Consider the following 640-nt stretch of genomic DNA (forward strand, 5'->3'; position numbering starts at 1 on the left):
TGAAGATGCTTATAATTGCTTTGAAAAGAAAATCATATCTAAGGCACGAATGCCGTTTTCATAAATTGGTTCTGGGTATTTACGAAAGAAATCTTTTTCAATAGCCTCCATGCGGAAGCCTGCTTTTTGATAAAAGGCAATATTATCAATACTTGAATTTGCTGTTCCAACTAGAACGGTTTGATAGCCTTCCATCTGGCATATTTCAGTGAGTTGTCGTAATACTTCCTTACCTATTCCCTTCCCTTGATACGTTGGAATAATAGCAATATTCTTCAACTCAATTGTTGTATTAGATTGGGGAATTATTAAGGCTACCCCAGCTAGCACCTCGCCACACTTAATTTTATATAAGGTACCCTGATCTAGGTAGTCACGAACTACCTTTTCACTGTCATCCGCTAGTAAGAGCTGCGGTAAGAAGTCTTCACGTTTACCATCTACTTTCTCTAGCGATGTTCTGTAACGAACAAAATCCTCCCGTTCAAAGACATTTAACACACATGGTTGCTTTTCTTTTACCTCTAACCATGAATGCTCTTCTGGATATTCACTTTCAACTCCTAATCGAATAAAAGATAGCTTTTCCTGTGCCTTTTGTGAACGGATATTAACCTTCCTTGCACCTGCAAAAACACGT

Annotated in this window: 1 protein-coding gene; it reads right to left on the bottom strand. The window is 38.1% G+C overall.

All coding sequences use genetic code 11. From position 1 onward, the window contains the following. Window positions 1-9 precede the first annotated feature (9 nt). A partial coding sequence (locus tag RT445_RS05155) for a GNAT family N-acetyltransferase (RefSeq protein WP_313469974.1) occupies window positions 10-640 on the bottom strand: 631 nt, incomplete at its 5' end.

It is taken from the genome of Lysinibacillus sp. (assembly GCF_032093475.1).
Lineage (GTDB): Bacteria > Bacillota > Bacilli > Bacillales_A > Planococcaceae > Lysinibacillus > Lysinibacillus irui.